Origin of the sequence: Oscillibacter sp. UBA6647, from assembly GCA_002455655.1 — a bacterium.
In the GTDB taxonomy this organism is placed as follows: Bacteria; Bacillota; Clostridia; order Oscillospirales; family Oscillospiraceae; genus Oscillibacter.
Window position 1 is genome coordinate 1698 of record DKLF01000143.1, and the last position, 19784, is coordinate 21481.

Sequence of the window (19784 nt, forward strand, 5' to 3'; positions counted from 1 at the left end):
CATCTTTTCACCTGTGCTTTGACAAGGTATCCCCAAAAATTGGGTAGTGCGCTGTCGTAGGGGGCTTTTCCCGCTTATGCAAGCTCCTGCGCGGGGGCGGATTTCCGGGTCCGCAGCTTCGCGGCGATGCGGTCCAGCATTTCACTCACCGGAACGTCCAGTGCGGCGGCAAGCTCGCCGCCCAAAAGCTGCTCCGCCTGCTTCATGAAGTGTTCGTCCACAGCCCCGAATTTTCGCTTCGTCTCCTCCACGAGTGTCTTTTTGCAGTAAATAGAGATGACAAGCTCCAAAAGATCGCGGCAGTCACTGGTTTGCAGAAGCGTCTGGTAATGGTCCCGCAGATTTTGGGTGCTGCCGCCGTAATAGGCCTGCGCCCGGCTGGCGGGAATCGCGTCCACCAGATCATCCGCCTCTTCTGCTGTCAAGATAGGCCGAATGGGCACCTTGCAATTTTCTATTGGTGCGTAAATCGTCCCGTCCTGATACAGGGGGCTGAGCACATAGTAGAGCTTATCCAGCTCTCCGGGCTTGCTCCGGCAAAAATCCGGCTGGGTGATATCCTCCACCCGACACACGCCCGTGCGTCCGTAAATCACAAGATCGTCCTTTTGAAACATAGCTCCTCCGCTTCCCGCTGACAGGCACAAAGCGCCTGCCGAAATGCCGGGAAAAATAACTTCCGTTATTTTTCCGCCGCGGGCCACGCCTTTTGGCGCGGCCCGCGGACTCAACTGCGCTTAATCGTTCCCACGATAAAACGCGCCGGTCCAACGGCCGAGTTTCTCGGCTGCTGGACCGTGTAATCTATATTTATATATTATAGCACATTTTTTGAAGAAATGGTAGGGGTTTTTTACAAATAATTTTAAAACCTGTCCCTGACGGTCAATTTCCGGGTCGGACGGGCGGCCAATCCGGCCCCGGGGCGTCAGGATAGACGGCTTCCACCTTTGGATTCGACCTGCTTGTCAAAGCACTTTAGCGTCTCCCAAATCACATTCTGGAAGTGAAACTGCGTCTGCCCCGCATAGGAATAACCAAGTCCCTCGTACAGACGGCAGGCCGGAAAATTTCCCTCGTAGGTGTCCAGACGTATGACGGGCCAGTTCTTTGTCCGGGCGTGCTCCTCGCAAAAGTGCACAAATTCCTTCCCTTTTCCCCGGCCTGCAAAGTCCGGATGAATGCAAAGGGTGTGGATGACCATGGCTTCTTCCGGTTTCACCTGAAAATTCCAGTGAATATTGGCGTATTCCGGCGGCTGAATCTGGTTGAGATTGACGCAGCCAAACAGTGCGCCGCCCTCCTCTCCCACATACAGCGTGCTCTGTTCAAACGCAGCCTTGGCATGAGCAAGAGTGGGGTAGAGGTCCTTCTGCCAGTTGGTATGGCGCACCGTTTCCTCCTGGTCTAACAACGCTCCGTAAAGAGCACCCACCCGGTCAAGATCCTGCTCTTGTGCAAGTCGAATCATCTCTATTTTCTCCTTTATGTTTCATAAAAAATCCGCAAGAGTTTGTCGAAATCTGCAGGACAGTTGCACAGGAAATGACTTTGCGCCGATAAAAGTCAAACTTCTTTGCCGTATGTTCCGCGGGGGGGAGCCCCAAAAGGGGCCTTGTCTGTCAAGCGACAGGACCCTTGCCTTTTGTGTGCTTGGGCGGATGTTTTTTCACCGGCGGGCTGGGAGGCGAACCCTGCGGAGGATGGGGACGCAGCTTAGAGGGCGAAATTTTTCGCTCCGCCAGTTGGTCCTTTACGAACTGACGGAACAGGGCATACAGCACCGAGCACAGGGGAATAAATACCAGCATTCCCAGAATTCCCATAAGCTTTCCGCCTAAGATGACCGCCACAAGCACCCAAATGGAGGGAAGCCCCACGGAAGACCCCACTACATGAGGGTAAATGAGGTTTCCCTCGATCTGCTGGATGACCAGAAACAGCACGATGAACAAAAGCGCCTGCACCGGATTTACCAAGAGAATCAGCAATGCGCCCACGGCGCAACCGATAAATGCCCCCACAATGGGAATCAGGGCCGTCAGCGACACCGTCACGCCTACCAGAACCGCATAGGGCATCTTAAAAATCGGCATAGTCACGATGAACAGGGAGCCCAGAATCACTGCCTCCAGACACTGGCCGGAAAGAAAGTTGGAAAACGTGCGGTTTGCAAGGTCGGCCACAGACAGAATCCGGTCCGCCGCCCGCTCCGGCAGCAGGGCATAGAGAATCTGGCGGATTTGATGCCCCAGCTTTTCCTTCTGAAGAAGCAGGTAGACGGCAAACACCAGCCCGATGAAAAATGTGCTCACGCCACTGACCACGCTGCCTACGAAGCTCATGCCGCCCAGCACGCCGCCAACGCCCGTATTTACCAGTTGCTCGCCCAAATCACGCAGCAGCTCCAGCGCCTTGGCGGACAGAGTGGTCCACTGGATGTCCAGCGTTTGAAGCGCCGTCTCAAGCTCTGGCAGGCGGGTTTCCAGCGTCGAGAGCATATCCGGCAGCCGGGTAAAAAACGTCTGTGCCTGCTGAGAGACAGAGGATACCGCATCCCCCAGACTGGGGACGATGACAAGGCTTGCAAGCGCCAGCACCCCCAATACCAGCCCCAGCGTAATCACAAAAGCCACGGGGCGGCGCAGTTTTGCGGTGCGCCTGTCGGTACCCATCCGCCGCTCCACCGCCCGCATGGGCACGTTGAGAATGAACGCCACGGCGCAGCCCAGCAAAAAGGGCGCGATGAGAGAAACCATCGCCCGCAGCGCCCCGCCCAGCAGCGTCAGGTTTTGCAGGCCCCAGTATCCCGCCAGCACGGCAAAGGCCGCGGCGGCCACTGTCCACACCGTTTTCTTATGAAACTCCATATTTTCTCCTTTTGAAGAAGCGGGCGGGGCAAGGCTCCGCCCGCTTGACCGGGTTCCGGCTTATAAAATAGGATGGGGCGAAGCGTCAACTGCGGCGATAGTTTTCCGCCGCCGTCAGATAGCTTTGCGCCTCTTCCCGGTTGGCCTCAATCTCCTCCGGCGTGAGGGGCCGGACCACCTTGGCGGGGCTGCCCAGAATCAACGACCCGTCCGGCGCGTCCATTTTCCCGGACACCAGCGCCCCCGCACCCACAAGGCAGTTGTTTCCGATCCGCGCCCCGTTTAAAAGCACGGAGCCCATGCCCACAAGGGTGTTGTCTCCCACGGTGCAGCCGTGGAGAATGGCCCCGTGGCCCACGGTGCAGCCGTTGCCCACCGTCGTCTCGTCGTGAAGCGCGCAGTGGTCCTGAATGTTGGTGTTTTCCCCAACCCGGATGGGGCCCCAGTCCCCCCGGAGCACGGCGTAATACCAGATGTTGGCGCCCTTGCCAAGGGTCACGTCCCCAGCTATCACAGCGCCCTCGGCAATCAAAACGTCCTGATCCGTCTCTCTTTTTTGATAAGGCATATGGAAGTCCTCTCTAGATGGCGAAATTTATATAGCGAAATTTCCGTTTACGAACACGGGGATTTCCTCTCCTGCGTGGGTGGTGCCCACGATGGACAAATCCTGCGTCCCCACCATAAAGTCCACATGGGTGATGGAGTCGTTCAGGCCCCGGCGGGTCAGCTCTTCACGGCTCATTTCATGCCCGCCCTTCAGGCAGGGATATGCCTCGCCGAAGGCAATGTGGCAGGCGGCGTTTTCGTCAAACAGGGTGTTGTAGTACAGGATTTTTTGGTTGGAAATGGGGCTGTCATAGGGGACAAGCGCCACTTCGCCGAAATAGGACGCGCCCTCGTCCACGGAGATGGCGGCCCGCAGGTTTTCTTCGCCTTGTCGGGCGTGGGCCTCCACAATTTTTCCGTCTTTTACCACAAAGTGGAAGCCGTCGATGATATTTCCGTCGTTCACCAGAGGGATGGAGGCGTACACCACCCCGTTTACCCCGGTTTTCAGGGGAGAGGTAAACAGCTCCTCCGTGGGAATGTTGGCGATAAAGGTCTGGCCCTTCAGGGTCACGTCGTCCCCCGCCTCCCAGACATGGCCCTCGGGAAGCTCTACCGTCAAATCGGTGCCAAGGGAATTTTTGTAGTGGAGGGACTTGAAGTTCAGTGCATTCAGCGTTTTTCTGCGCCGGGCCAGCGTGTCAAGATGCTCCCGCCATTTTTCAACGGCACTTCCGTCGCCGCTGATGCGCACGGCGGCAAAAATAGCGTCCCACAGCCGCTCCATGGCCTCGGCCTCCGTCGCCTTGGGGAAAACCCGCTTGGCCCAGGAGGGAATGGGAATGGACGCGATGCACCAGGGGAAGCCGCCGGACATTTGCAGGCGGTTAAACATCCGCAGTGCCTGCCCCCCGGCCCGCTGGGCCCGGACCACCCGGCCCGAATCCACGCCCTTGAGATTTTCCGGGTCACCGGCGGAGATGGCAAGATAGGCTGCCCCCTCCATGGCATAGTCGTTAAAAAAGTGCCGCCGCCACAGGGGAACGGAGTCAAACACGTCCTCCTCGGCCCGCAGGTACTTCATCCGGCCCAACGCGTCGTCGTTCCAGTTTACCACCACCTCGCGGCAGCCCGCGTCATAGGCCTTTTCCGCGCACATCCGGGCAAACCACGCGCACTCCACCGGAGTGGAGATGACCAGTGTCTGCCCTTTCTGCACGTTCAGGCCCACCTGAATCAGCAGCGCGGCGTATTCCATCAATTTTTCCTCGTGCTTCAATCTGCATCCATCCTTTCGTCAGGCCCGGCGCACCGGGGCTTGCGGGGCTTGCCCGCTCCGTTTTGTGTTTGTTGAGTCCTTTATGGTTCCTCCTGCTCAAAGGAAAAGCTGTCTTTTCCCTCCCTGCGCAGGGAGATAAGGGTTCCGTTCAGCTCCGCGCCCATAATCAGCGCGGTGGCGCTTAGATACATCCACACCAAAAGGGCCATGGCCGTTCCGATGGAGCCGTACAGCAGGGAATAGTTGGCCATGCGCTCCATATAGACAGCGTAAATCCCCGACAGCACCAGCCACCCAAAAAGAGACGAAACCACGCCGGGAAGCAGGTTTCGCCAGGGCTGGCGGGTGTCCTGCGTGATGGCATAGAGCGCCAGAAGGGCGAAGCACGCCACCACCGCCACCAGAGGAAACCGCAGCGTGGCCCACAGCTTTGCCGCAAAAGGCGGCAGGTGAAAATTTTCCACCGCGTAGGAAAGCACGGTGCTGTTGACGCTCATCAGCACCAGCGTCAGCGCCAGCGCCAGCAGCAACAAAATCGTGTAAACCAGCGTGCGCACAAAATGCGCCGCCGCGTGGCGGGGCGGGCCTAAATGGTACGCCGTGCGCACGGAGCGCATCAGGGTGTTGGCGGCCCGCATGGGAAAGTAAATGGAGAACACCAGCCCAAACAGCAGCAGCCGCACATTGGCATTGGCCTGCACATGGACAAGGTACACGCCGATGAAATCCACCGCCACCTTGGGCAGAAATTCCCCAAGGTCCTTTAAGATCGTACCTACGTCCAGATGCAGCAGGCCCAACAGGGAGCTGGCAAAAATCAGCATGGGGAAAATGGCAAACAGAAGGTAAAACGCCAGCGCCGCGCCCTGAATGGACACGTTGTGCCGCAAATAGCGACGCACCAGCAGATACAGGCCGCGCCAGAGTTTGCTTTTCGGCAGCGGCGGAAGATATGGCTTGCTCACAGCGCCCCCCCTTCACATGGTACGATACCATGACAGTATTTACCGGCTCGGTAAAAATATGACGGCGGCGGCACAAAGCGGGCCGTTTCAGTAATTTTACCATGATTTTCCGCCGCCGTCCACCGGCATTTTTATTTTTTACCCCGCCATTCTGCACGAAAAATGGTGCTTTTTGTACTTTATTAAGACCGCTGAGAATTGAATTACCTTGTCGGCGGAAAACAAGGCACGGCGGAGAGCAAAGCCCTCCGCCGTGCGTATTACGCCCTGCGCATTTTAATTTTTAGAAGTCTGCGCTGCCCACGGTGCGGGGATGGGGCAGCACGTCCCGGATATTGCTCACGCCGGTGAGATACATCACCATCCGCTCAAAGCCCAGACCGAAGCCCGCGTGCTTGCAGGAGCCGTACCGCCGCAGATCGCAGTACCACCAGTAATCCTGCGGGTCCATACCCGTCTCCCGGATACGGGCCTCCAGCTTGTCCAGCCGCTCTTCGCGCTGGCTGCCGCCGATGATTTCGCCGATGCCGGGAACCAGACAGTCCGTTGCGGCGACGGTTTTTCCGTCGTCGTTCATCCGCATATAAAACGCCTTGATTTCCTTGGGATAATCCGTGACAAACACGGGCTTTTTAAACACCTGCTCCGTCAGATACCGCTCGTGCTCCGTCTGAAGGTCGGTGCCCCACTCCACCTTGTAGGCAAACTGGTCGTTGTGCTCCTTCAAAATCTCCACGGCCTCGGTATAGGTCACGCGGCCAAAGTCGGCGGTGGCCACATGCTCCAGCCGCTCCTTGAGGCCCTTGTCCACGAAGCTGTTGAAAAAGTCCATCTCTTGGGGGCAGCGCTCCATGGTGCGGCGGATGACGAATTTAATCATGGCCTCCGCCACGTCCATGTCTCCCTTGAGGTCGGTGAAAGCCATCTCCGGCTCGATCATCCAGAACTCGGCGGCGTGGCGCTGGGTGTTGGAATTCTCGGCCCGGAAGGTGGGGCCGAAGGTATACACGTCGCCAAAGGCCATGGCAAAGTTTTCTGCGTTGAGTTGGCCAGACACCGTGAGGTTTGCGGGCTTTCCGAAAAAGTCCTGAGAATAGTCAATCTGCCCATCCTCGGTGCGGGGCGGATTCTCCGGGTCCAGCGTGGTCACCCGAAACATCTCGCCCGCGCCCTCACAGTCGCTGGCGGTGATGATGGGAGTGTGAACATAGACGAAGCCCCGGTTTTGGAAAAACTCGTGGATGGCAAAGGCCGCGACGCTGCGCACCCGGAAGGCGGCGGAGAACAGGTTGGTCCGGGGCCGCAGGTGCTGGATGGTTCGGAGAAATTCCGGGCTGTGGCGCTTTTTCTGGAGAGGGTACTCCGGGGTGGAGGTGCCCTCGACTTCAATTTTGGACGCCTTCAGCTCCAAAGGCTGCTTGGCCTCCGGCGTGAGGGCCACCGTGCCGGTGACGATCAGCGCCGCGCCCACGTTCTGGGACGCGATCTCCGCGTAGTTGGCAAGAGCTGCCGTGTCCAGCACCACCTGCAAATTTTTAAAACAGGAGCCGTCATTCAGCTCCACAAAGCCGAAGTTCTTCATGTCCCGCACGGTGCGGACCCAGCCGCCCACGGTGATCTCCTTGCCGGAATAAACCTCGCTGTCGGCGAAAAGCGCCGCAATTTTTGTCATACTCATTTCGTTCACCCGTTTTGTCGTTTTTGCCGGAACGGCATCATTTAAATACAGAATAATATTATACGCGCTTTTTCAGCGGTTTACAAGTCGCTTTCCCTCAAATCACCTGAAACAGGTAAAATTTGAGATAGTCCGTCTCCTCCACGCCCCAGAGAATGGGATGGTCCGGTCCCTGCTGGCGCGCTTCCACCTGCCGAAGCTGCACCCCCGCGTCCCGGGCGGCGCTTTGCAGCATAGCCTCAAATTTTTCGTGGGTGGCAAAGTGAGAGCAGGAGCAGGTGGCAAGATATCCCCCTCGGGGCAGCAGCTTCATGGCCCGGTAGTTGATTTCCTTATAGCCGGTGATGGCGTTTGCCACCGTGGCCCGGGACTTTGTGAACGCCGGTGGGTCCAAAATAATGAAATCGTATTTCCGGGGCTGTTTTTCAAGCTCCGGCAGCAGGTCAAACACGTTGGCCCGGACGCACTCCACCACGTTCTCCAGCCCGTTGCGCCGCACATTGTCTTTTGCCAGTTCCACCGCCGATTCAGACACATCCACGGCGGTGACATGGGCCGCGCCGCCCATGGCGGCGTTTAAGGCGAAGGAGCCGGTGTGAGTGAAGCAGTCCAGCACCGTCCGTCCCTTGGAAAGTCGGGCCACCGCCTGACGGTTAAACTTCTGGTCCAGAAAAAAGCCGGTCTTCTGCCCGTTTTCCACGTCCACCAGATACTTCACGCCGTTTTCAACAATCTCTGTCACGGCGGATTCCGGCGGCGTCTCCCCCGGCAGGAGGAACCAGCCCTTGTATTGCGTGAGTCCCTCTTTTTCCCGGATGGCAACGTCGTTGCGCTCATAGATTCCGGTAATCTCCTGTCCATCCTGACGCAATATTTCCGCCAGCAGGGGAAGCAGCAACTCCTTGCGTACTTCCATTCCAACAGAGAGAATCTGCACGGCGAGAAGCGGGCCAAACCGGTCCACAGTCAGCCCGGGAAAGCCGTCGGCCTCGCCGAACACAAGGCGGCAGCAGGTTAAATCCTCCGGCCGCAGCACAGTTTTTCGGTATTCCAAGACCCAGCGGAGCTTCCTCTCCCAAAATGCCCGGTCAAAGGTGTCATTGGCGTTGCGGGAGACAAGGCGGATTCGGATTTTGGACTGTTCCGAGTAAACTCCCGTTCCCAGATACCGACCCTTTTGGCTCACCGCGTCTACCAGAGCCCCGTTTTCCGGCGCGCCGCGCAGGGCGGTGATTTCCTCACCGTAAACCCACGGGTGGCCCCGGAGCAGGGTGGCCTCCGCCTTGGGCGTGATGGTGGCGCTTGGATAGATTCTCTCCGTTTTCATAAGCGTATCCTCATTTCCGTTTTCCGCATTTCGTGTTCGAGTGTAGCACATTTTTTGAAAAAACGCTATATCCCGTGAAAGTTTATACATTTTTTCTTGACAGGGGGGCGGCAAACGATTAAACTAAAAAAGGATTCTTATCGGCAGTTTTAAAGCCGCTGATTTTTCCAAAATTGCCACGCAAATAAACACCGAAAATTCAGGAGGTAAACCATTGTGACGGAGATCATCGTTTCAGTCCTGGCGGGGCTGGTGGTCGGCGGCGCGGTTTGCTTCCCTCTCGGTATTCGCTACCGGAAGCAGGTATCCGAACGGGAAATCTCAAGCGCCGAAGAAGAGGGTCGGCGCATCATCAACGAGGCGATAAAAAGCGCAGAAACCAAGAAGAAAGAAGCCCTGTTGGAAGCAAAGGAAGAGATCCTGAAAAACCGCAGCGAACATGAGAAGGAAGTAAAGGAACGCCGGTCCGAACTGCAGCGGCAGGAAAACCGCTTACAGCAAAAGGAAGAGAACCTCGACCGCAAAACCGAGGCCATTGAGAAAAAGGAAGACGCCCTGGCCCAGAAGCACCAGCAGGTGGACCGGGAGACTGAAGAAATCAAAACCATCAAGCGCAGCCAGACAGAGGTGCTGGAGCGTATCTCCGGCTTCACCGCCGAGGAGGCCAAGCACTATCTGATCGAGCAGGTGGAGAGCGAAGTAACCCACGAAACAGCCCTGAAAATCAAAGAAGTGGAAGCCCGCATGAAAGAGGAGAGCGATACCCGCGCCCGCGAGGTGGTGGCGCAGGCCATCCAGCGCTGCGCGGCGGACTCTGTGGCGGAAATGACCGTCAGCGTGGTGGCGCTTCCCAACGACGAAATGAAGGGCCGCATCATCGGCCGAGAGGGCCGCAACATCCGCACCATCGAAACACTGACCGGCGTGGACCTGATTATCGACGACACGCCGGAGGCCATCACCGTCTCCTGCTTTGAGCCGGTCCGCCGGGAGGTTGCCCGGCTGGCGCTGGAAAAACTGATTTCCGACGGGCGCATTCACCCCACTCACATTGAGGAGATGGTGGAAAAGGCCCGCAGGGAAGTGGACGCCGTGATTAAGGCCGAGGGCGAACGCGCCGTGTTTGAAACCGGCGTGCGCAATCTGCATCCCGAGCTTGTGAAGATGCTGGGCCGGCTTCATTACCGCACCAGCTATGGCCAGAACGTTTTGCAGCACTCTATCGAGGTCAGCCACATTGCCGGTATGATGGCGATGGAGCTGGGCGCGGACGCACAGGCCGCCAAGCGGGCGGGCCTGCTTCACGATTTGGGCAAGTCCGTGGACCACGAGATGGAAGGCACCCATGTGCAGCTGGGCGTGGAATTTGCCCGGAAGTACAAGGAGAAGGAAGACATCATTCACGCCATCGAGGCCCACCACAACGATGTGGAGGCCCATACGGTGGTGGCCTGCCTTGTGCAGGCGGCGGACGCGATTTCTGCGGCCCGGCCCGGCGCGCGGCGCGAGAATCTGGAGAACTACATCAAGCGTCTCCAGCAGCTTGAAGAAATTACCGGCAGCCATCCGGGCGTTGAAAAGTCCTTTGCCATTCAGGCGGGGCGCGAGGTCCGCGTGATGGTGAAGCCCGACCAGATTTCCGAGGACGAGATGGTGATTCTGGCCCGGGATCTGGCCAAAAAGATCGAGGAAGAGATGGAATACCCCGGACAGATCAAGGTCCATCTGATCCGCGAGACAAAAGCAGTGGAATACGCGAAGTAACAAGCAAGCCCCCGGCCAGACGGCCGGGGGCTTTTTAATTAGTTCCGTTGCGGGCTTTATGGAAGAACTTAAAAAACCTTGCTGCTTAAAAATGAGATCAGGCGCTGACCAGCTCATAGTAAGCCTTGGCTGTTACGCGGTAGACCAATGCGTAAATCACCGCGAACACCGCCAGCGTCCCTGCGGTGCACCCCAGCACCAGCGGCCCGTTGTGCAGGGAAAACAGGGTCAGCAGCCGGGTCATGAGACTGAAATCGAACGCCACATGAACCGCCGCCACTGCCAGAGGCGCAAAGAACACCACCAATAGCTGGGAGTTGATAGACTGCCGGACGGTTTTCAGCTCCATTCCCACCTTCTGCATCACAAGATACCGCTCTCGGTCTTCATAGCCCTCAGAGATTTGCTTGTAATAGATAATCAGGACGGCGGCCATCAGGAAGATTGTTCCCAAAAATACCCCAAGGAAGAAAAAGCCGCCGTTGAGCGAATAGTAATCCTGCCCAAAGTTCTCTCTGGTTTCAAGGTCCAGCCGGGCCCAATCTCCCGTGCCGGTGAAATCCATCGTCTGCTCCAGCTCGTTGGGTTGTACCACGCCCGCGTCCACATCCCAAAAGCCGCGCCACTGCATGGGTTCCGCGTCCTGCGCGCCCAGAGAGGCCCGCTGGCCTTGATACAGCGCGTCAAGCACCTCATCAGACACCACCATGTACAGCACATCCACCGCCGAGGGCTGGAATTCGGGCGGGGCAGGATACTGCGCATCGGGCTTCGCCGCTGTCAGCGTCAGGTCGTCGGCATTGGAAAACCGGAAGGTTAGACTCTGCTTTTGCCCCGCTCCGTCTGCATACAGCAGCATGTCACCGTCGGAAAGTGTCGGGGCCTCTTTACCGGTGACGGCGGCATAATCAGCGGGGGTCATGGCGCAAATCATGTTGTTGTAGGCCGAATTACCGCTTTTCACCTCCAGCGTACCGTTGTCTTCATGCACACCGAAAGAGAGATATCCGTAACTGGAAACGGGCGCGGCAGAGATTCCTTCCGTCCCAAGCTGTTCGGCCACGGTTTTATAAAGCGCCTGCGAGTCAAAGGGGGAATCCTTCACCGGGTCATACTGAATTTCGGCCCGCAGGTTTCCGGGGAACTGTTCCTCCAGCGCCGCCTCGCTTCCCAGATATAGCGACAGCGTACCGGAAATCATTACCAGCACCATGGTGGATAGCACGCAGATATTGGCAAGGCCCACGGCGTTGCGCTTCATGCGATACAGCATTCCAGAAACGCCGATAAAATGGTTGATTTGATAGTAATATTTTTTATTGGCCCGCAGGGCCTTCAGAACCGCAATGCTCATGGCGGTAAACAGGCAGTACGTCCCGATGATGACCAGCAGCACCGCCACAAAATACATGCCCAGCGCCGCCATGGCGGACCGGGTTGTAATGGCAATGGTATATCCCGCGCCCAGCGCAGCAATGCCGATGACCGCTGTGATGACGCGGGTCTTCGGCTCCCGCTCCCCGGCGCTGCTTTCCCGCAGCAGCTCTGTGGGATTCTGGACGTGGATACGGCGAAGATTGAGCAGCAGATTGAACAGCAATATGATTCCAAACAGTACCGCAGTCCCGACGATTCCCTCGCCGGATACGTAAAAGCCGTATGCAATGTCCATCTGCATCAGGCGGCACAGCAGCAAAACCGCCAGCTTTTGCAGCAGCAGCCCCAGCAGCACGCCGCCCACAATGCCCGCGGCGGCGGTATAAGCCGCTTCAAAGCCCAAAACGATTGCGATGTGCCGCTTGCCCATGCCGAGAACATTGTAAAGCCCCAGCTCCCGTTTGCGCCGCTTCATCAGGAAGCTGTTGGTATACGTCAGAAAAATCACCGCAAACACGGCAATCACAAAAGTGCCGATGCTCATAAACACGGACAGATACATGTATCGGGAGCTGTTGGGGAGATCAGGCTGGTTTGCAAGAGCCAGCACGATGTAGTACGCCGCCGCCGTCCCGATGACGGTCAAAAGATAGGGAATGTAGAATTTTCCGTTTCGCGCCAGATTGACCAGCGCCATCCGTGGGTAAAAATGCCCCTTACTCATTTGCCTCACCGCCTTGCGCCAGCACCGTCAGCGTGTCGGAGATGCGGCCAAATTGCTGTTCCCGGGTGTTTTCCCCGCGATAGAGCTGGTGATAGACCTCTCCGTCCCGCAAAAACAAAACCCGCTGGGCATGGCTGGCGGCCTTGACGGAGTGGGTCACCATTAAAATGGTCTGCCCGCTTCCGTTGATCTCTCCGAACAAATCCAGCAGCCGGTCGGAGGCCCGGGAATCCAAAGCGCCGGTGGGTTCGTCCGCCAGAACGATCTGGGGCTTTGTAATCAGCGCCCGCGCCACGGCGCAGCGCTGCTTTTGCCCGCCGGAAACCTCATAGGGGTATTTACTTAAAATGTCCCGGATTCCAAGCTGCTCCGCCAGCGGCTTCAACGCCTTTTCCATCTCACCGAACTCCTGCCTTGCCAGCACCAGCGGGAGAAAAATATTATCCTGCAAGGAAAATGTGTCCAGCAAGTTAAAATCCTGAAACACAAAGCCCAGATTTGTCCGGCGAAAGGCGGCCATGTCCCGCTCCCGGATATCGGAAACGGCCCGGCCTGCCAGCAGGACCTCTCCGGAGGTGGGCTTGTCCAGCGCCGCCAATATATTCAAAAGCGTGGTTTTTCCCGAGCCGGATTCCCCCATGATGGCCACGTATTCCCCGGGCTCCACGGAAAAGCTGACATTTTTCAATGCCTCCACCTGATTTCCGCCGAAGCGGGTGGTATAGATTTTTTGCAGATGAGATACTTCCAGAAGCGACATATGAACTCCTCCTTTTCATACTCTCATCCTAACAAAGCGTTTGCGGTACTGCCATTGAATTTCCTTACAGTTTTGCCCGCAAGCTTACAGTTTTGTAAGCTTTACGTTTACGACCGACTGAAGGCCCCAGAAGCGGACAGCAAAAGCAGCCCGGCTCGTTTGAAGGGCAGGCGCTATTCCGCCACCTGCCGCCCTTCGTGCAGCAGCAGACGCACAATGGTCCCCGCGCCGGGCCGGGACACAATGGTAATCCCGTGGCCCAGATTCGTCAAAACCCGTCGGCTGAGATACAGCCCTATGCCCGTGGCTTTCCGGTCCTCCCGGCCATTATAGCCGGTGAAGCCCTTTTCAAATACCCGGGGCAGGTCCTCCGGGCGGATACCGATGCCATTGTCCGCGATGGCCAGCGTTTCGCCGTCGGGATAGATGCGGACGGTGCCGCCCTCGGGGGTATATTTGATGGCGTTGGACAAAATCTGGCCCAGCACAAAGCCCAGCCATTTTTCATCCGTCAAAAGCGTTCTGTGCGTCTCGTGAAATTCCAGCGTCAGCTTTTTAAGAATAAACAACCGCGCGTACCGGCGCAGACTTGCCCGGATGATTTCGTCCAGCTCGCAGCGGCGCAGAACATAGTCCGTGGAGTCGCTGTCCAGTCGCAGATACCCCAGAACCATTTCCACATATTCCTCAATTTTTAAAAGCTCTGCGGACAGGGCCTCCCGGTCCGTCTCTCCGCCGGACTGAAGCAGAAGCCGCCCGGCGGCAATGGGCGTTTTGATCTGGTGGGCCCAAAGGGTATAGTAATCCAGCAAATCCTGGCGGCTGTTTTCGCTCTGGGTCAAAAGCCGCGCCCGATGGGCACATACGGCGTTTAAAAGCGCCTGATAGTCCGCCTCCAGCGCGCTGCGGGGGTGGGGAAGGGGCAGTACCGTTTCATAAACGGCCTTTTTCAGCAGCTCCAGCTCTTTATGGCGGCGGAGAAACCCGGCATAACCCACCACAAAAAACAGCAGGCCCAGCACGATGCACAAAAGCGCCGCGTACCCCACCGCCTCGGCGGGGTATGCATACAGCGACAAAACCCCGGCAAAAATGGCGGCGGACGCCGCCAGAAAAAGCAGCAGCTTATACTGCCGTCTCAGATATTGCAGCAGCATGCTCAGCCCTCCACCAGATAGCCCGCGCCCTTTTTCGTGCGGATCAGCGCTCCAAGGCCCGCCGCCTCCAGCTTTTTGCGCAGGCGGGCCACGTTCACCGTCAGGGTGTTTTCATCCACAAACGCGTCGGATTCCCACAGTCGGGCCATCAGACCCTCGCGGCTGACAATCCGGCCCCGGTTTTCCAAAAGCATCTGCAAAATTTTCAGCTCGTTGCGGGTCAGCTCCAGCTTTTCCGTCCCGGCGGTCAGCGTCCCGTCGGACACGTTCAAAACCGCCCCGCCGCAGGACAAAAGCTGGGCAGGCCCTCCGAAATCATAGGCCCGGCGCAGCAGCGCCTGCACCTTGGCGGTGAGGACGCTTAAATCAAACGGTTTTGCCAGAAAATCGTCTCCGCCCATGTTCATGGCCATAATCTGGTTCATGTCGTCCCCGGCGGAGGAGATGAACAGAATCGGGACCTTGGACACCCGCCGGATCTCCGTGCACCAGTGATATCCGTTGAAAAACGGAAGCGACACATCCAAAAGCACCATCTGCGGTGCGGCGGCGGCAAATTCCGCCATGACATTCTGGAAATCACCAACCCGGATGACCCGGTGGCCCCAGCTTTCAAGATGCGCCTCCATGGCCCCGGAGATCACCGGGTCGTCCTCCACAATTAAAATACGGCATCCGTTCAAATTCCGTGCCTCCCTATGCGCCTGCTCGTTTCGCGGGTACTTTTGAAACGGCAAACGACTGTGTTTTACGCGCCTGAAAGACGCGCTTGATCAAATACATGTTCTTCGAGGATAGTATAATCTATTTCCAATTTTAGCGCAACGCTTCACTTTTTGTCCGCCCGCCGCAGAATTTTGTGGATTTTTCCTCTCTGTGTCAGAAACTTGCTCTTGAATCCGGTCCGGAAAAGTGCTATGATAACCCTAATTAGGATAGAGGCGCGAATGAGACGGCGCTGCGGGAGCCGACAGGCAACGATCGCAGCGGAAGCGAGTTCGCCGAACTGAACCGGCAGGTATGCCGCTTTGGTGGGTCCGGGGAGAACATCTCCGGGACTGTCCGCGGGAAACCGCGGGTGCGCTATCTGCTCACAGGGTACTTCCGCACGCTTTGTAAATCAGTGTGGGGGCGATTGTCGGTAGAGAGCGTTTTCTCTGCCGATTTTTTGTTGCTCAAACAATCAACGTATGGAGGAAACACTATGAAATTCGATCATGTACAGGGTTCAATCGTGGCCACGGTCACGCCGTTTCACGACGACGGGAGCGTCAACTTTGAGGTTCTGACCCAGCTTTTGGAGCGGCAGATTGCCGCCGGGACGGACGCCATTCTGGTTCTCGGAACCACCGGAGAATCCTCCACCATGACCCACGAGGAGGACGACGCAGTGGTAGCCCATGCGCTGAAAACCATCAACGGACGGGTGCCGGTGGTGGTGGGCAGCGGCTCCAACTGCACCGCCACCCAGGTGCAGAATGCAAAGCGCTATCAGGCCATGGGGGCCGACGGACTGCTTTTGATCACACCCTACTACAATAAGACCAATGCCGAGGGCATGTATCACCACTTTGCCGACGTGGCAGACGCGGTGGAGATTCCCTGCATTCTCTACAATGTCCCGGGGCGCACAGGCTGCTCCATCCCCGTGTCCGTGGTGGAACGGCTGGCGAAGCACCCCAACATCGCCGCCATCAAGGAAGCCTCCGGCGATATGAGCTATGCCATGAAAATCGCCCATTGCATCGGGCCGGACTTTGCGCTCTATTCCGGAAACGACGACATCACAATCCCCCTGCTTGCCATCGGCGGCAGCGGCGTGATCTCCGTGTATGCCAACGTGATGCCCAAGGAATGCCACGAAATTGTCACGGAATTTCTCCATGGCGACCGGGAAAAAGCGCTTGCGCAGCACCTGCGGTATTTGCAGGTGATGAACGATTTGTTTTTGGAGGTCAACCCCATCCCCGTGAAGACGGCCATGAACCTGATGGGCCTGAATGTGGGGCCCATGCGTCTGCCCCTCTATGAGATGAGCGGGAATGCAAAGCAGAAGCTGGAGGCCACCATGCGGGAGGCGGGTCTGCTGTGAAGCTCATACTGATCGGACACGGAAAAATGGGGAAGCTGCTGGAGCAGCGGGCTGCGGAGCTGGGCCACGAGGTAGTCGCCGCCTTAGACCGGGAAAGCCTTGCACAGCTCTCCTCGCTTCCAGCGGCGGATATGGCCATCGACTTCTCCCGGCCGGAGACGCTGGGCGCGATTGGAGCCTACGTCCGCCGTACCGGCACGCCCCTGCTCTCCGGCACCACGGGCTATACATCGGAGGAAATGGAGGAGCTTCGCGCTCTTGGGACCGCCGCCCCGGTGCTCCACGCCGCCAACTTCTCTCTCGGCATCGCGGTGTTCCGCAGGGCGCTGGCGCAGGTTTCCGACACACTGAAGCCCGCATTTGACATTGAAATTGAGGAAATTCACCACAATCAAAAGGCCGACGCGCCCAGCGGCACGGCAAAGCTGCTTCTCTCCGCCATCGACCCGGCCGGGGAATACACCCCCGTCTATGGGCGGGAGGGAAACACCGGTGCGCGAACCCCAAAGGAAATCGGGGTTCACGCGCTGCGGGGCGGCACCGTGGCGGGGACCCACACGGTTTCCTTCTTCGGTCCGGACGAGGAGCTGTCCATTACCCACCGGGCCGCCAGCCGCCTGATTTTTGTGAACGGCGCGCTTCACGCGGCCGGTCTGCTGACGGGAAGGCCCAAGGGGTTTTACGCGCTTGAGGACCTGCTGTTCGGGCAATAAAAAATTTCAACCTGACAGTGCGGATTCCGCGCAGGATACGCGGGAAGCCGATAGAAAGGAATTAAAACCAATGAACGCCCAGGAAATTATTGACTACATTGCAAATTCCGAGAAGAAGACCCCTGTGAAGGTCTACGTGAATATGTCAGGTCCGGTGGACTTTGGCTCCGCCAAAGTCTTCGGGTCCAATGGGAGCTACACCGTGTTTGGCGACTGGGGGGAGCTGGGCCCCATTTTGGAGCAAAACCGCGCCAAGATTATTGATCTGATGGTGGAAAACGACCGGAGGAATTCCGGCGTGCCTTTGCTTGACACAAGGAACGTTCCGGCCCGCATCGAGCCCGGCTCCATTATCCGCGAAAAGGTGGAGATCGGCGAGGGTGCGGTGATTATGATGGGGGCTATCCTCAACATCGGCGCCATTGTCGGCCCCGGCACCATGATTGACATGGGCGCGGTGCTGGGCGGACGGGCCACAGTGGGCGCGCACTGCCACATTGGAGCCGGCGCGGTGCTGGCCGGGGTGGTGGAGCCTGCCTCCGCAACGCCCGTGATTGTGGAGGACAACGTGCTGGTGGGCGCCAACGCTGTGGTGATTGAGGGCGTCCGCATAGGGAAAAACGCCGTGGTGGCCGCAGGTGCGGTGGTGGTGGAGGATGTGCCTGAAAACGCCGTGGTGGCAGGCTGTCCCGCCCGAGTTGTCAAAATGAAGGACGAGAAGACTGTGGGGAAGACCGCTCTGGTGGATGCGCTGAGAAGGCTGTGAGCAGGGAAGACGGTTTAGACCCGGACAAATTGATCATATTGGTGAAATCCCGCATAAAAAACGTTTTTATGCGGGATTTTGTATTCCCTTTTGGAAGGGAATATGATATATTATAGAGCACTTGTGTGCAAAGGAGACTGGAAACTATGCTGAATACAGCGAATATCTGCATTACTATTTCAATTCTCGTCTATCTGATTGCGATGGTGGCCATCGGCGCGGCCTGTTCTAAAAAGAACAAGACCACGGACGACTTCTATCTGGGCGGGCGAAAGCTTGGCCCGCTGGTCACGGCCATGAGTGCCGAGGCCTCCGATATGAGCAGTTGGCTTTTGATGGGCCTGCCGGGGGTGGCGTATCTCACGGGCGTGGCCGACGCGGGCTGGACTGCCGTGGGTCTTGCGCTGGGCACCTATCTCAACTGGCTGATTGTGGCCCGCCGCATCCGGCTGTATACCCATAAGCTGAACGCCATTACCATTCCGGAGTTTTTCTCCAAGCGCTTTGGGGATGAAAAGCGGCTGCTCACGGGGATTTCCGCAGTGGTCATCCTGATTTTCTTTATTCCTTACACCGCCTCCGGCTTTGCTGCCTGCGGAAAGCTGTTCAACAGCCTGTTCGGCGTGAATTATCTGGGGGCGATGGTGATCTCCGGTATCGTGATCGTAGCGTACACGACCATGGGCGGGTTCCTTGCCGCTTCTACCACCGACTTTATTCAGAGCATTGTCATGACCGTGGCCCTGCTGATTGTGCTGTTGTTCGGCGTGAACGCTGCGGGTGGACTGGACGTGGTGATGGACAACGCCCGGGCACTCCCCGGCTATCTGAGTATGGCCCTGAGCCACAGCCGGGCGGAAAACGCCGCCGTTCCGTACAGCCTGATTACCATTATCTCCACCTCCGCCTGGGGTCTTGGGTATTTTGGAATGCCCCACATTCTGCTGCGCTTTATGGCCATTGAGGACGAGCGGAAGCTGAGCCTCAGCCGCCGTGTCGCCACCGTGTGGGTGGTGATTTCCATGGCAGTGGCTATTTTTATCGGCATCGTGGGCTATGGCGTCACCGTGGCGGGCGGCATCGGGTTTTTGGAAGGCTCTGCCTCCGAAACCATTATCGTGCGGCTGTCGGGCCTTTTGTCCACCTTTGGCATTCCCGCAGCGCTGCTTGCCGGTGTGGTGCTGGCGGGGATTCTGGCCAGCACCATGTCCACCGCCGACTCTCAGCTTCTGGCGGCGGCCTCCAGCGTGTCCCAGAACTTGCTGGACGAGTGTTTCCATGTGAAAATGAGCGAAGGGAAAAAAGTGGCTGCCGCCCGGATGACGGTGCTGGGGATTGCCCTGATTTCCATGATTTTGGCGCGGGACCCCAACAGCTCCGTATTCGGCATTGTGTCCTTTGCGTGGGCGGGCTTCGGCGCGGCTTTTGGCCCTGTGGTCCTGTCTGCCCTGTTCTGGAAGCGGAGCACCTGGCAGGGGGCGCTGGCGGGTATGATCTCCGGTGGCACCATGGTTTTTGTGTGGAAGTATCTGGTGCGGCCTCTGGGCGGTGCATGGAACATCTACGAGCTGCTGCCCGCATTCTTGACCGCCTGTGTCTTCATCGTCATCGTCAGCCTTGCAACCCCTGCCCCCGGCCACGAGATTACCGACGACTTTGACGCCGTGAAGGCCCTATGACGACCTGCTGCCCCTGACGGACGACGGAGCATTTCCCCCAATTATTAAAAACATAAAACGGCCGCCGCCCGGAGCATTGCTCCG

Annotated in this window: 17 protein-coding genes and 1 riboswitch; of the genes, 5 read left to right on the plus strand and 12 right to left on the minus strand. The window is 57.7% G+C overall.

The window, feature by feature from the left end; translation table 11 throughout:
• Positions 1-74: 74 nt before the first annotated feature.
• The 8 genes from B2W96_RS10520 to B2W96_RS10555 form a co-directional block, all read right to left on the minus strand.
• Positions 75-617, minus strand: coding sequence for a CarD family transcriptional regulator (locus tag B2W96_RS10520; protein ID WP_293010246.1), 543 nt, complete (start codon positions 615-617; stop codon positions 75-77).
• Positions 618-928: 311 nt separating this feature from the next.
• Entirely contained in the window at positions 929-1471 is a 543-nt protein-coding gene (locus tag B2W96_RS10525; RefSeq protein WP_293010247.1) for a GNAT family N-acetyltransferase, read from the minus strand.
• Between the two features lie 151 nt (positions 1472-1622).
• Positions 1623-2870, minus strand: a complete 1248-nt coding sequence (locus B2W96_RS10530; RefSeq protein ID WP_293010248.1) for an AI-2E family transporter — start codon at positions 2868-2870, stop codon at positions 1623-1625.
• Between the two features lie 85 nt (positions 2871-2955).
• Complete coding sequence (locus tag B2W96_RS10535) at positions 2956-3438, minus strand: gamma carbonic anhydrase family protein (RefSeq protein ID WP_293010249.1); 483 nt, start codon at positions 3436-3438, stop codon at positions 2956-2958.
• 27 nt (positions 3439-3465) lie between these two features.
• Positions 3466-4698: an aminopeptidase gene (locus B2W96_RS10540; protein WP_293010250.1), complete on the minus strand. Its 1233-nt coding sequence runs from the start codon at positions 4696-4698 to the stop codon at positions 3466-3468.
• Positions 4699-4778: 80 nt separating this feature from the next.
• Positions 4779-5663, minus strand: coding sequence for a YihY/virulence factor BrkB family protein (locus tag B2W96_RS10545; RefSeq protein WP_293010251.1), 885 nt, complete (start codon positions 5661-5663; stop codon positions 4779-4781).
• A gap of 283 nt (positions 5664-5946) precedes the next feature.
• Positions 5947-7341, minus strand: coding sequence for an asparagine--tRNA ligase (gene asnS, locus B2W96_RS10550; RefSeq protein ID WP_293010252.1), 1395 nt, complete (start codon positions 7339-7341; stop codon positions 5947-5949).
• A gap of 97 nt (positions 7342-7438) precedes the next feature.
• Positions 7439-8668: a class I SAM-dependent rRNA methyltransferase gene (locus tag B2W96_RS10555; protein ID WP_293010253.1), complete on the minus strand. Its 1230-nt coding sequence runs from the start codon at positions 8666-8668 to the stop codon at positions 7439-7441.
• A 216-nt stretch (positions 8669-8884) separates the two neighbouring features.
• On the opposite strand from B2W96_RS10555, the gene rny reads away from it, so the two are divergent.
• Positions 8885-10432: a ribonuclease Y gene (gene rny / locus B2W96_RS10560; protein ID WP_293010254.1), complete on the plus strand. Its 1548-nt coding sequence runs from the start codon at positions 8885-8887 to the stop codon at positions 10430-10432.
• Positions 10433-10529: 97 nt separating this feature from the next.
• On the opposite strand, the gene B2W96_RS10565 is transcribed toward rny, so the two are convergent.
• From B2W96_RS10565 to B2W96_RS10580, 4 genes are all read right to left on the minus strand, one after another.
• On the minus strand, positions 10530-12533 hold the full coding sequence (locus B2W96_RS10565) for an FtsX-like permease family protein (protein WP_293010255.1): 2004 nt from the start codon (positions 12531-12533) through the stop codon (positions 10530-10532).
• Positions 12526-13293 (minus strand): ABC transporter ATP-binding protein, encoded by a 768-nt coding sequence (locus B2W96_RS10570; protein ID WP_293010256.1) that lies wholly within the window; start codon positions 13291-13293, stop codon positions 12526-12528. The genes B2W96_RS10565 and B2W96_RS10570 overlap by 8 nt, the downstream gene beginning before the upstream one ends.
• A gap of 173 nt (positions 13294-13466) precedes the next feature.
• The gene (locus B2W96_RS10575; protein WP_293010262.1) at positions 13467-14456 is read right to left on the minus strand and encodes a sensor histidine kinase; all 990 of its coding nucleotides are present in this window, start codon (positions 14454-14456) and stop codon (positions 13467-13469) included.
• Positions 14453-15133, minus strand: coding sequence for a response regulator transcription factor (locus tag B2W96_RS10580; RefSeq protein WP_293010257.1), 681 nt, complete (start codon positions 15131-15133; stop codon positions 14453-14455). The genes B2W96_RS10575 and B2W96_RS10580 overlap by 4 nt, the downstream gene beginning before the upstream one ends.
• Before the next feature lie 245 nt (positions 15134-15378).
• Positions 15379-15544, plus strand: a riboswitch (Lysine riboswitch).
• A 110-nt stretch (positions 15545-15654) separates the two neighbouring features.
• Here B2W96_RS10580 and dapA point away from each other — a divergent pair.
• The 4 genes from dapA (at position 15655) to B2W96_RS10600 (ending at position 19700) form a co-directional block, all read left to right on the plus strand.
• Positions 15655-16542 carry a 4-hydroxy-tetrahydrodipicolinate synthase gene (gene dapA / locus B2W96_RS10585; protein WP_293010258.1) on the plus strand — a complete coding sequence of 296 codons (888 nt, stop codon included), beginning with the start codon at positions 15655-15657 and terminating at the stop codon, positions 16540-16542.
• On the plus strand, positions 16539-17255 hold the full coding sequence (dapB, locus tag B2W96_RS10590) for a 4-hydroxy-tetrahydrodipicolinate reductase (protein WP_293010259.1): 717 nt from the start codon (positions 16539-16541) through the stop codon (positions 17253-17255). Before dapA ends, dapB begins: the two co-directional genes overlap by 4 nt.
• Positions 17256-17325: 70 nt before the next feature.
• Positions 17326-18021 (plus strand): 2,3,4,5-tetrahydropyridine-2,6-dicarboxylate N-acetyltransferase, encoded by a 696-nt coding sequence (gene dapD / locus B2W96_RS10595; protein WP_293010260.1) that lies wholly within the window; start codon positions 17326-17328, stop codon positions 18019-18021.
• A 146-nt stretch (positions 18022-18167) separates the two neighbouring features.
• The gene (locus B2W96_RS10600; RefSeq protein ID WP_293010261.1) at positions 18168-19700 is read left to right on the plus strand and encodes a sodium/proline symporter; all 1533 of its coding nucleotides are present in this window, start codon (positions 18168-18170) and stop codon (positions 19698-19700) included.
• Positions 19701-19784: the final 84 nt, after the last annotated feature.

Excerpts from the sequence above, each read along its gene's own strand:
- B2W96_RS10520 (WP_293010246.1), bottom strand. The coding sequence starts at position 617 with ATGTTTCAAAAGGACGATCTTGTGATTTACGGACGCACGGGCGTGTGT.
- B2W96_RS10530 (WP_293010248.1), bottom strand. The coding sequence starts at position 2,870 with ATGGAGTTTCATAAGAAAACGGTGTGGACAGTGGCCGCCGCGGCCTTT.
- B2W96_RS10525 (WP_293010247.1), bottom strand. The coding sequence starts at position 1,471 with ATGATTCGACTTGCACAAGAGCAGGATCTTGACCGGGTGGGTGCTCTT.
- B2W96_RS10565 (WP_293010255.1), bottom strand. The coding sequence starts at position 12,533 with ATGAGTAAGGGGCATTTTTACCCACGGATGGCGCTGGTCAATCTGGCG.
- asnS (WP_293010252.1), bottom strand. The coding sequence starts at position 7,341 with ATGAGTATGACAAAAATTGCGGCGCTTTTCGCCGACAGCGAGGTTTAT.
- B2W96_RS10555 (WP_293010253.1), bottom strand. The coding sequence starts at position 8,668 with ATGAAAACGGAGAGAATCTATCCAAGCGCCACCATCACGCCCAAGGCG.
- B2W96_RS10600 (WP_293010261.1), top strand. The coding sequence starts at position 18,168 with ATGCTGAATACAGCGAATATCTGCATTACTATTTCAATTCTCGTCTAT.
- dapA (WP_293010258.1), top strand. The coding sequence starts at position 15,655 with ATGAAATTCGATCATGTACAGGGTTCAATCGTGGCCACGGTCACGCCG.
- B2W96_RS10535 (WP_293010249.1), bottom strand. The coding sequence starts at position 3,438 with ATGCCTTATCAAAAAAGAGAGACGGATCAGGACGTTTTGATTGCCGAG.
- B2W96_RS10570 (WP_293010256.1), bottom strand. The coding sequence starts at position 13,293 with ATGTCGCTTCTGGAAGTATCTCATCTGCAAAAAATCTATACCACCCGC.
- dapD (WP_293010260.1), top strand. The coding sequence starts at position 17,326 with ATGAACGCCCAGGAAATTATTGACTACATTGCAAATTCCGAGAAGAAG.